The organism is Ruegeria sp. CDSB136, assembly GCF_059610965.1.
This window is the reverse complement of record NZ_JBXWOP010000043.1, coordinates 1-10,770: the sequence shown is the minus strand read 5'-3', so window position 1 is coordinate 10,770 and position 10,770 is coordinate 1. Positions and strand designations below refer to the sequence as shown.

Sequence of the window (10,770 nt, the reverse complement as noted above, 5' to 3'; positions counted from 1 at the left end):
ATGTCGGAGAGATTGCGACTGTCCCGTCGCAGCTTTAGCCGAAGGTCCTAAAAATAAGGGATATTGATCTGTATTAATACCACAACTAGTCGTCAATTTCATTTCTTGCAAAGAGTGGCCGCTTTGTCCGCAACTCGGCCATTCCCACTAGAAACCTGAATGTCCGCGCCCGTCAAAACCGAGGAACCTCCTGCATCTAAATAAAGAAGCAACTGCAGGAGTTTGATCCATGAAGTACCTGTCTGCCCTCGGCGTTCTCGTCGGGGGTTTTCTTTTGCACCCACCGCCCAGGGCTGTCCTGACGACGATGCTCTGGGTGGTCTCTCGGTCCCATCCCGCTGTCTCGGCGCTGGTTCTGCTGGCGGTCCTCTGGACGTGGAGGCCCAACGATGACTGAGCTGAAACTGAACCCCGGTGACGTCGTGGTCGTCCGCGCCTTCGATGACGTCCCTGAACACCTGTTCCGCGTGGAGGAGGTGTTCGAAGACTGCGTGACCGGCTTTGCTGTGACCGGTCCACTGGCTGGTACCTACGGCGAACCGGATCGGGAGATGATCGTCAGGCTCGTCTCAACCAACTGATCCCATCCCACATTCCAACACTGAAAGGAGGAGGCCTATGTCTGCTCACATTCGCTATGCCCATCCGTAGGACTGGACCGCTGACGAGGCGATCCGGGTGCTGACGGGGGTCGCTGGTGCTGGCGGTTCGGGGGCTTTGGTGGGGTGAGCGGAAGTTCAAGCCTAGTGCAGCGAATGGCTGCTGAGAGCCCAAAGGAGACAATTTCTTGCTCTCAATTTCGCAAGCCGCCAAGCTGTTACTGGAATGCAACTGAGTCGCGCTTAAAGTGTTTTGGGCTTTTCCCGGTAAGCCGTTTGAAGGCACGTGTGAAGTTCGCCGGGTCTTTGTAACCCAGTCTTGTAGCGGCATCCGTCACAGACATTGAATTTTGAACAAGGAGTCTTTCGGCTTCTGTTTTTTTGACTACGTTGATGACGTTCCTTAAGTTCGTGCCGCTTTTTCTGAGCCGTTCCCTGAGAGTTCGAGCAGGGACCCCCAATTCCTTAGCCAAGCGTGCCCCATTGATCTCGGCAACAGAAACGCCGGACATAATTACTTGTTCGATAATTCTTTCTAGTTCCTTGGGTAATTTTTCAGTTTCGATGCGCGCCTCTTTTAAATCGTCTTGTGCGAAGTCACAGTTCTCCCACAGCCACCCCATTGGAAAGGAACATGATACACCCATTCGGTCGCCGGCTACTTTCCTTGCTGACGCAAGCGCCCGATGGTCAATAAACTCGGGTGCGCAGACTTGTAGCTGCAATTCGTTCATATCCCAGCTTTTCCCAGCAGATCTTTTGAGCAATATGACCAAGAGGCCGACGGCGAAGGCATCGGCTTGCTCAGGTAAAGCACTCGGGCGAAAAGTACGCATCTGGCGGAACATGCACTCTTCTGCACCGAACTCTAGCGAATAGCGTGTACTGGATGCATAACGTGACGCAGTGGCAGAAAACTTAGACAAGAATTCGACTAGCGTGACCGAACTTCCGGCAGCATCGCGGAATGGAGGCCAGTCTTCGACACTAAGCGCAAGGCCGGCTTCTAGTCCGAAGTACTTGTTGCCTGAAAGGTCTGCACACCACTCCACGACCCTGTAGCTTGTTTCTGCAGCGATCAGTTTAGCGCCCGATGCCAAATCTGCCGAGGTCATTTCTAACCGGTCGAAAATAGCATTTCGATCGGTGCTGGTCAGTCGATCAATAAATGGCGACAGAACAGAAGCGCGCATGAGTGGAACATCCGCTCGCTTAGGTGCCATCACAGCCTCCTTCAAACAAACTAGCGAAAATTAATCCACTCTTGTCATGAAAGACAAGAAACCTACACGCCGGCGTCAAATCTGACAGGTTTCAATATGATTTTTGTGCTTTGCTGCGATCAACGGAGACAGGAGAAAAAAGAATGGCGAAGTCAGGTTATATCAACCGCAGAGACGTAATAATCGGCGGCATAGCTCTGAGTGCTACGGCTCGCGTTCCTGCCCGCGCCCAATCAGCGGCTCCTTTAACGTTGATTTCGAACGTGAAAATCTTCGATGGCGTGAACGACGCACTTATTGAAAATGGCAGTGTTCTCGTAGAAGGCCAGTTTATCGCCACGGTCTCACGCGAGCCCATCGTAGCACCAGACGCCATGCAGATTGATGGCGGCGGTCGCACCTTGATACCTGGTTTGATTGACTCGCACCAACACGTGATGCTTGGGCCTACGGTCGATCCTTTGCGGGCCGTATTGTCGGAGACAATCTACACAACAGCGTACGCGGCAATCCCGCAGGCCAAGAAACTCATCGACATGGGCGTGACCTCTATCCGAGACCTCGGCGGGCCTTCAATTGAATTGGGCCGGGCGATCGACGCTGGACATATAGAAGGGCCGCGTATCATGTCTGCGGGGCATTTTGTTGGCGCGACCTCGGGACATGGAGACTTTGGCGGATTCAGGTATCTCGGCGGAACAGAGTCTTTATCCAGCGATGCGAACCGCTCTCTCACTTCCGGTTGGTCCATCCTTGCGGATGGTCCTAGTGATGTTCGTTGGGCTGTTCGAACAGCTCTGGCAAACGGGTCGGCTTATATCAAGGTCATGGCTGGCGGTGGAGTTGCGTCCGTAAAGGATCCGCTGGAATCGGTCGGCTATTCGGAAGATGAATTCCGCGCAGCGGTCGAAGCCGCCGCAGATTACGATACCTATGTTGCTTGTCATGCCTACAACGACGAAAGCGTTCAGCGCATGATCCGCGCTGGGGTGGCGGACAACGTACATGGCCATCTCATGTCCGAAGAAACCGTCGCGATGATGGCAGAAGCTGGCATGTGGCTCAGCAGCCTCTCGAACCCCGTGGGACTTATGGATGTACCCTTTTTCACCGATGAAAACCGGCGCAAAGCAGGGGAGGTTGTAGCCGGTTATGAGCAAGTTATGGGATGGGCTAAGCAGTACGGTGTCAAAATTGGATGGGGAACCGACGCGGCATCATCGATGCTGGATACGGTTTTGCTGGAGTTCCAACAGCGTTCGCCGTTCTTCACACCAACGGAGATGCTCAAGCAAGCAACGTCAGCAAACGGACAGCTTTTCGAACTCGCTCGTTCACGCAACCCGTACCGAGCGGCCAAACTCGGTGTCATCGAGGAAGGTGCCTGGGCAGACATACTACTCTACGGCGGCGATCCGACCGAGGACATCGGTGTTGTTATCGACTACCAGAACACTCTGGATCTGATCATGAAGGATGGCAAAGTCCACATGTCGAAGATCTGATCTTTGTCCGACTGTCCTAACGCTGACTATCTTCCGTTAAAGGCGAAGAATGGGTTCAACGCTGAATATGGATCGTAGGTGACCGCTTCGTCCGCAAACCAGACATTCAACCAAAAAACCTGAACGTCCGCTCCCGTATAAACCGAGCAACCTCCTGCATCTAAATAAAGAAGCAACTGCAGGAGTTTGATCCATGAAGTACCTGTCTGCCCTCGGCGTTCTCGTCGGGGGTTTTCTTTTGCACCCACCCCCCAAGGCTGTCTTGACGACGATGCTCTGGGTGGTGTCTCGGTCTGCCTCCCCCTGTCTCTTCCTCTTTCCTGACCTCTAGCAGGGGTTCTATGGGGCTGGGGAATAGGTATAAGTAATGAATAGAAACCGGAGGATAGAGAGACCCGAGTATCCCTGTTCCTGATCCATAATACACAGAGGGAGGAGGAGGTTGGGCGAACGACCGAAATGCGGGCGGAGCGGTCGTCTGCCTCGGTTGAGATTATAACCGCAGTTAGCCGGAATCGGACGTGACCAACGGGAATTTCCGTTTGAGGAAGCGTAGGCTGGCTAGCCGGAGAGCGGTCGCTCGGGGCGCAATTCATAGACAGTCGGTGTGCGGATGAAAACCCAATCAGTGTGGTTGACCGCCGCAATTCATTATTCCGGTTTCACGGGAAGCTTCTACCTGAAAATGGCAGCATAGCGGGGCGCGAAGAATTTCGCGAAGGCCTTTACTTCGGGGCGACGATAAGCCTCTGGCGCAATCAGCATCAAATGCTCCGAGTTCATCTCCTCGAGCGGCGCAAAGCATTGAATGAGCGTGTCGTCGCTTTCGGCAAGTTTCACGTTTATGATGCCAAGGCCATGACCCGACCGGATGGCGGCATGCATCAGGTCCAGCTCGGAATAGGTTTGCCTGATCTGATCAGGTTCCGCATAGCGGATCAGCCAATCGTGAAAGGCTGACGGCACACCTTCACGTAGGAAGCTGACAAACGTATGGTTGAACAAGTCTTCTTCCGAGGTCGGCAACCCGTGTTTTTCGGCGTATGAATGGGATCCGAAAAGCGCGTAACGCGCGGTGCTTATCTTGCGGCAGATGAGGTCCGGATGGGGAGGGCTTCTTGTCACGCGCAGTGCTATGTCCGCTTCGCCAGCCGATAAATCCAGGACTTCGACGCTGGGCAGGAATTCGAAGCTGACATCGGGGCGGAGCAAAGAGAACTCGTTGAAGATCGTTGCGACCCGGGGCGAGAAGTTGCCGGAATAGGCCGTGATCCGGATCGGTCTGGTGCTGCGCAACGTTTCGACTGTCTCGGCCAGGCAAATCGCCGCCGCTTCGATTTCTTCCGCCTTCTGCAGGATTGCTCGCGCTGTTGCGGTCGGCCGGAAGCCGCGCGTGTCCCGCTCGAACAAGGTTATGCCAAGCTCATGCTCAAGCGCCTCAATGCGGCGTGCAACAGTTGGCTGGGCCATGCCGAGCTGGGGCGAGGCAGCCAAGGTGGACCCCGCGCGCACGACGGCAAGAAAGACCCTGATTTCTGACCAGCTCCGGAATGCGCTCTTCATTTTTGTAGAATAGCACATCGCCGCGGCCGATACCCGAAAATCCCGCAGCCACTACAGTGGGAGAACCTTCGCAGCAGCAGAAAAGGCCCGAGAGATGAATGCATTCATGACCAGCACCCGCACAGTCCCGCCGCTTCAAAAGGCTCCTGGCTTCATCCAGCGTGTATTCAACTTCGCCCTGCACCCCCGCACTGAGGAAACGCAGCCCGATGACGCCCGGTCCCGGCGGGAATTCATCAGGGAGGTTCTTTCCCGCAACCCGGACGCCTTCTCCAGCGATGCCGATGTCCAAAGTATGATGAGTATGTATCCCGGCAGGTACTGACTAGTTCGGGGCGGACCTTTAGCGCAAATCCCCACCCGCTGCAGACCGTCGAATGGCCGCTATCGGGCCGGTCGTGCCGATCCGCAATGCCCAGCGGCCTTTGCCTCGTAAAGTCAGAAAACTGCGGGTCGCTGCCACCCGAGCCGAACGCAGCATCTTACACATTTGGGCTCGAACCTGACATGCCTAGATGCCTCTCCAAGCCCATTCAGCGCCAGCCGTCCCAGATGCGGTCGATCAACTCTGCCACCTCTGGATGATCCGACCAGCGGTGAACGTCGATCGGTCGCGAGTGCCATGGGTTCTCTATCTCCCCCATAACCTCCTCCTCCCTCTATGTATTACGGATCAGGAAGGAGGATACTCGGGTCTCTCTATCCTCCGGTTTCTATTCATTACTTATACCTATTCCCCACTCCCATAGAAACCCTGCTAGAGGTTGGGTGACAGGGGGAGTCAGAACACCCGAAACCACTGGGGCATAAACGGGGGCATTTTCCGTGGCAAACGGGTGCCACGGGTATCGAAGTAACGATGTTCCGATGAACTGGCTGGGGTGGTAGGAAACCTTGCCCACCGATGAAACCTATCAACTTTTCCAACCGGTGGCCGGTACTGGGGCGGTTTCGGGGGCATTTCGAGGGTGAAGCGACGGGCGGAATGGAGCGTCAACGGGTCAGCACGGGGCATTTCTGACGGCTGGAGATACCGCCCACTGGCGCTGAGACGACCGCTGACGAGTTGTTCCGGGGGCTGACGAGTGGTCGCTGGCGGTTGGCGGGGTCGGGGCTTTGGTCGGAGTACTTAGATTGCAGCGAATTCGCCTGAAATTGCGTGCCCCGCAAGTTTAGTTATACGATTCAAGTAATCGTGGTTATGCTTACGTGGTCTAAAGAGGGAGAATAGACATGACGCTTTTGAATAGTACGGCACTGAGCATATGTTTTTATGGTGAGAATGAATGCCCTAACTGTGGTGCAGGTGTATCGAAGTGGATTGAGAAGTGCCCTAAATGCGGTTACGCACTTTAGATAAATACCCCAAGTCCCTCAGCGACTGCGCAAGCGCTGGGGGTATGTTCTATTGCCTCATATAAACTTGCTGATTTCGCGCATCCCGGCGAGTGTTGACCACGTTGGGAAACCTTCCATCAGCAATCGCAGCTCTAAACTCCTTTCCGAAAACTGATCGTTGGTGCTTGGTTAGTTGCCCCCAGTTCTGCAGCAGGTTCGAGAGGCGAAAGTCGACACCGGCAGGTAGCTCTGTAATGCTTAATTCAATTTCATTCCACTGTTCAGGTGACATTACTTCTTTGCCCTCGAGTATTCAGTTTCCCTGAAAACTGGACCTTGAGGCCACCCAACTGCAAGAAAAAAACAAAGCGGACACCCCCGGCAACCCGCTGAGGGCCGCCGAGGGTTTTGTTTATGAGGGTGGTCTTCGGTTGACGACATAGTCAGCCAGCCACTGCCAGTAGGCTTCCGCATCCCGGAACCCCTGAGCCCGAGCCGCCAGATCTTCCGCTGCCTTACGGGTGCAACCGCCATCGAACTCGGCAATAGCAGCCCGCTCCTCGAACGCGTCAATGCCCGGGAAGGTCATACCGGAAGTCTGATCTGGTCGACGATAGACCGACGTTGCTCGTCACTGATCCCTGCCGAGTAGATGCTGTAGGTGATCCCGTTCTCCGACCGCGCCGATTGATGACCAACTAGAGAGGCCGTGAAGTGCTCAGGGACACCCGTTCGCTCGCACTGGGTAATGAACCACTTGCGGGTCGAGTGAAACACCAATCCCGGCCGTTCCAGACCCAGCCGCCGTCGCAGTCGCGCGAACCCCTTGGTGACGTGCGCTACGGTCAGATCAGGAAACAGAGGCCCCGACGAAGGCAATTGCCGGAAAGTCTCATCCAGCACCGGGTGAACCGGAACCAGCCTCTCCGCCGCGTCGGTCTTCAGTAGTCGCAGTTCATTGGGTTGGACATGAACGAAGCAACCGAGATTGCCCTTGGTTACGAGGTCTTCCCGGAGCAGCCCAACCGCTTCTCCCGCTCGCATTCCTGATAGCAGACAGGTCAGCAGAACCGGATGCAGTTCCCGGTCCTTGGCACCCAGCAGCCGCACGACTTCCTCGTCCGTGGGGACTGCATAGGGTTGAGGACGCACCTTGCGATCGAAGAGAACAGTCCTGAACGGATTGACCTCCAGATGCCCCTCGTAGACCACCCAGTCGAGGAAGTGATTGACCTGAGACCAGATACGGCGCTGGGTTCTGGCCGTTATGGTCACCGTTCCCCGAGACGAGTACGCAACCAGTTGGTCCAGGGTCATCCCACGGGTCCGCTCCGACTTGCCAATCATCGGAGACAGTTGGGCTATTGCCGTCAGGAACTCTCGTCCGTCTGCTCTGGTCAGGCTGCAAACTGACTGGTCACCAAAGCGACTGGTGAATAACCCGACAGAGTATCGGACCGATTTGAATCCGCTGGGTCGTAGTTCGTTACTGCGCTTGTTCAGATAGGCTCGGCTCAGATCACGAACCGGCACTTTCACCGGCGCTAATGGCCTGATGAACTTAGACCGCTCCAGATTGCATCCAGAGTCCTCCAGAGTGGCCCGGAGACGGACGAGAGACGACTCTGGTTGGTCGACCCAATCAGGAACGTCAGCGTTGGTCTCCGGTGCAGACAGGGCTTCTTCTGCCTGCGACCGAACCTGTTCCACCAGTGTCTCGAACCGCGCATTGACTTCAGCGGCTCGGACGCGGGCAGTATTGCGATCTCCGGTCTTGAGGCTCTGCTTCAGCGCCTGAGCGCCCAGCGCGAGAGCCACGTCAACGGGATAGTTACGTCTGAACAACCACGTATGGCCTTTCAGATAGGCATAGCGAATGTGAGCAGACATGAGTCTCCTCCTTTCAGTGTTGATTGTTAGGGATTGCCGTTAGGCGTCAGGGACGCGCCGGACGATCATCTCCCGATCCGGTTCGCCGTAGGTACCAGCAAGTGGGCCGGTGACGGCAAAGCCGGTCACGCAGTCTTCAAACACCTCCTCCACGCGGAACAGATGCTCAGGGACGTCATCGAAGGCCCGGATGACCACGACGTCACCGGGGTTCAGTTTCAACTCAGTCATTGTCGGACCTCCATGTCCAGAGGACCGCCAGCAGAACCAGCGCTGAGACAGCGGGATGGGACCGAGAGACCACCCAGAGCATAGTCGTCAGGACGGCCTTGGGCGGTGGGTGCAAAAGAAAACCCCCGACGAGAACGCCGAGGGCAGACAGATACTTCATGGATCAAACTCCTGCAGTTGCTTCTTTATTTAGATGCAGGAGGTTGCTCGGTTTTCTGGGGGAGCGGAATTCAGGTTTTCTGCGCGGATGGCGGGTTTGCGGACGGAACCGACATTCGCGGTAAGCGACTTGAACCGCCTTAATAAAACAAACGAAACCGCCTAAAGCGGTTATCTAAGCTGTTTGTGCAAGCAAAACTTCAGAATGATCTTTCGATCACCTTTTCAAGTGAAACTGGTGTGACTTCGACAATCCGGTCGAAGGGATTCCCCATAACGACGATTCCATAAAGTACTGCGCCGTTTAATGCCGCAAACATCGCCATCACCGCCGTAGAAGCATTACTCAATGGGTCCTGACCCTAGTATATTATTCGCCATTTGGAAACAAACCGTTTCCATAAAATATGCAAATTAATTCAATGTTTTAATCCCATGGTCGCAGACTTGAAAAAATCCAATTTCAGAACAGATTGTGTTACAAAATTGATGTTGTGTTGGGGGATGTGATTCATGAAGTTGTTTGCTGGTGCTTTTTTCAGGGTCCTTGCGGCTACTATGTCGTTGATGCTTTCAGTTACAGCATCAAATGCACTGACTGTGAACATTGTCGATCAATCGTCGGCTTCATTCTCCGTGAGGTGTAACTCCTGCGTCGGAATTCTTGAAGACGGAAGTTTGGATTCGATGTTTTCTCACGGGCTGTCTATCGGAAGTGCAAATGAGGCAAATATCGCATCCTATCTAACCAACATCGGGTATTCGAGCGTTTCCTCGGATGTAATTAAATTTGATTTAGGTGGAGGTGGCCTTGGGGGCACCGGGAACAGCGAGAACTACTCGTTCAATGTGTCCAATGGGTTGTTTTTTGTTAAATACGGTACGGCGACCGCATTTTTCCTGTCTTCTGCGTCTGATACGGTTAGCTTCACAAAGTCCGGAAGGGGTCCATTTGCGCTGAGTAACTACGGCACGGTTGCGCCTGCGCCAGTGCCACTACCTACAAGCATTCTGTTGCTCATTGGTGCAGTTGGAACGCTTGGTGCCATGAGGTGGCGGAGCATGAGAATATCTCGCAGTTGCTCAACCGTTTCACCAAGAACGGTGGCCCCGGCAGTCATCTAGACAAGACCAAAGTTGCGCATAAGCCCTGTGCTGGGCAAAGTAGACATCTAATCAGCCCTTGCCCAACATTGTCGAGAGACCGCTCCTTCAAACAGGCGGTTTTCTTTGAAAGCAGTGAATGTGCTACTTGAGCGTTCAGTCAACCATTACCCGCGCAACCAAATGGAGTGCCCCATTTGGTTTGGACCATCGTTGTGCTTGAGAAACGGAGGGCCGAGAATGACGAGCAAGAGACATAGGCCGGAAGAAATAGTTCAGAAGCTGCGGCAAGTTGATGTGCTTGTCGGCCAGGGAATGATGCGTGTAGATGCGATCCGCGAGGTTCGCATAACGGAACAAACCTATTGCCGGTGGCGCAAGCAATATGGCGGGATGGAAACTGGCCAACTGAAGGAACTAAAACGCCTGCAGAAGGAGAATGAGCGTCTGCGGAAGACTGTTTCTGACCTGACGCTTGACAAGCTCATCCTGAAGGAAGCTGCACGGGGAAACTTCTGAGCCCCGCCCGACGGCGTGCCTGCATCGACCTGATCAGAGCCGAGATGAAGGTATCGGACCGCCGGATCTGCCGGGTGCTGGGGCAGCATCGCTCGAATTCAGTGGTAGCGGTTCACTTGGCGTTGCATCTGGGTGCAATGACGCAAGATACGTACAACTGGGTGGATCATGGTTACTGCGTGTCCGGTGCGAGTGTGCCAGGTATTTGAAGCATTACGAAGCATTGCGGCCTCCCATTGATGACGTTACGTTAACTTGGATGAACGAGAGGTTCTGTGAACTGGGACACAGAGCGCCATTACAAGTTTCCGCCCCAGCCCCCCGCCAGCACCAGCGACCACCCGTCAGACCCCGGAACGACTCTCCAGCGGTCTAGGTTAGCGGTCTCGTAAGCTGTACCTAAAGCGCCAGTGAGCGGCCTCTCCGGCGGTCGAAAATGCCCCCTGCTCACCCTCGAAATACCCCGTGCTCACTCGTCCTTCGACCTCGTTCCGCCCCCGAAACCGCCCCAATTCCGGTCACTGGTCGGAAAAGCTCTTAGCTTTCATCGGCCGGCAAGGATTCCTACCACCCCAGCCAGTCTTTCAAGACATCGATACTTCGACACCCGTGGCACCCGTTTGCTACGGAAAATGCCCC

The 10,770-nt window shown here is 54.8% G+C and carries 10 protein-coding genes and 1 pseudogene; 4 read left to right on the top strand and 7 right to left on the bottom strand.

Features of this window, described 5'->3' with window-relative positions; translation table 11 throughout:
* Nucleotides 1–389 precede the first annotated feature (389 nt).
* Nucleotides 390–581 (top strand): hypothetical protein, encoded by a 192-nt coding sequence (locus AC2FIR_RS23685; protein ID WP_496747673.1) that lies wholly within the window; start codon nucleotides 390–392, stop codon nucleotides 579–581.
* 236 nt (nucleotides 582–817) lie between these two features.
* On the opposite strand, the gene AC2FIR_RS23680 is transcribed toward AC2FIR_RS23685, so the two are convergent.
* A complete protein-coding gene (locus AC2FIR_RS23680; RefSeq protein ID WP_496748142.1) occupies nucleotides 818–1,822 on the bottom strand; it encodes a helix-turn-helix domain-containing protein in 1,005 nt (334 codons plus the stop codon).
* Nucleotides 1,823–1,965: 143 nt separating this feature from the next.
* On the opposite strand from AC2FIR_RS23680, the gene AC2FIR_RS23675 reads away from it, so the two are divergent.
* The gene (locus AC2FIR_RS23675; protein ID WP_496748144.1) at nucleotides 1,966–3,327 is read left to right on the top strand and encodes a metal-dependent hydrolase family protein; all 1,362 of its coding nucleotides are present in this window, start codon (nucleotides 1,966–1,968) and stop codon (nucleotides 3,325–3,327) included.
* A gap of 675 nt (nucleotides 3,328–4,002) precedes the next feature.
* Here the strand turns inward: AC2FIR_RS23675 and AC2FIR_RS23670 are convergent.
* From AC2FIR_RS23670 to AC2FIR_RS23645, 6 genes are all read right to left on the bottom strand, one after another.
* The gene (locus AC2FIR_RS23670; protein ID WP_496763435.1) at nucleotides 4,003–4,890 is read right to left on the bottom strand and encodes a LysR family transcriptional regulator; all 888 of its coding nucleotides are present in this window, start codon (nucleotides 4,888–4,890) and stop codon (nucleotides 4,003–4,005) included.
* A gap of 1,405 nt (nucleotides 4,891–6,295) precedes the next feature.
* A complete protein-coding gene (locus tag AC2FIR_RS23665; protein WP_496763429.1) occupies nucleotides 6,296–6,520 on the bottom strand; it encodes a DUF1413 domain-containing protein in 225 nt (74 codons plus the stop codon).
* A 120-nt stretch (nucleotides 6,521–6,640) separates the two neighbouring features.
* Complete coding sequence (locus AC2FIR_RS23660) at nucleotides 6,641–6,817, bottom strand: hypothetical protein (RefSeq protein WP_496763426.1); 177 nt, start codon at nucleotides 6,815–6,817, stop codon at nucleotides 6,641–6,643.
* Nucleotides 6,814–8,118, bottom strand: coding sequence for a DUF6538 domain-containing protein (locus tag AC2FIR_RS23655; RefSeq protein WP_496763420.1), 1,305 nt, complete (start codon nucleotides 8,116–8,118; stop codon nucleotides 6,814–6,816). The genes AC2FIR_RS23660 and AC2FIR_RS23655 overlap by 4 nt, the downstream gene beginning before the upstream one ends.
* 39 nt (nucleotides 8,119–8,157) lie before the next feature.
* Entirely contained in the window at nucleotides 8,158–8,349 is a 192-nt protein-coding gene (locus AC2FIR_RS23650; RefSeq protein ID WP_496763418.1) for a hypothetical protein, read from the bottom strand.
* On the bottom strand, nucleotides 8,342–8,509 hold the full coding sequence (locus tag AC2FIR_RS23645) for a hypothetical protein (protein WP_496747661.1): 168 nt from the start codon (nucleotides 8,507–8,509) through the stop codon (nucleotides 8,342–8,344). The genes AC2FIR_RS23650 and AC2FIR_RS23645 overlap by 8 nt, the downstream gene beginning before the upstream one ends.
* A gap of 512 nt (nucleotides 8,510–9,021) precedes the next feature.
* Here AC2FIR_RS23645 and AC2FIR_RS23640 point away from each other — a divergent pair.
* A complete protein-coding gene (locus AC2FIR_RS23640) occupies nucleotides 9,022–9,633 on the top strand; it encodes a VPLPA-CTERM sorting domain-containing protein (protein WP_496763416.1) in 612 nt (203 codons plus the stop codon).
* 219 nt (nucleotides 9,634–9,852) lie between these two features.
* Nucleotides 9,853–10,226 (top strand): annotated as a pseudogene (locus AC2FIR_RS23635) (transposase); the annotation flags it as partial.
* Between the last annotated feature and the right edge of the window lie 544 nt (nucleotides 10,227–10,770).